At 49.2% G+C, this 240-nt stretch carries 1 protein-coding gene; it reads right to left on the bottom strand.

Going from position 1 to position 240, the window contains the following annotated elements; all coding sequences use genetic code 11:
- Window positions 1-16: 16 nt before the first annotated feature.
- The coding region (locus AC0L3J_RS38360) for a hypothetical protein (RefSeq protein WP_473350617.1) at window positions 17-240 on the bottom strand (224 nt) is incomplete at its 5' end.

Below are 240 nucleotides of genomic sequence, written 5' to 3'. Positions count from 1 at the left end.
CATGATTCGACGTCAATTACGTCAAATCATGGTTTTCAGCCTGCTGATTCAGCACACGCGTAAACAACAGCGGTAAGATCCCTGCCAACGTCAAACCTGTAACCCACGGCAATACGGACATCAGCTCGGTTGAAACTTTGCTGACCAGTAACTGGCCTAAAAACGTTCCCACGTAATAAACCATCATATACGCAGCAAGCAAACGCCCACGGTTACGTGACGTCCCACTGCACATCAGCG

The sequence above is a fragment of the Bradyrhizobium sp. Kon37 genome (assembly GCF_055807535.1).
This window is presented reverse-complemented; position numbering and strand designations above follow the sequence as displayed.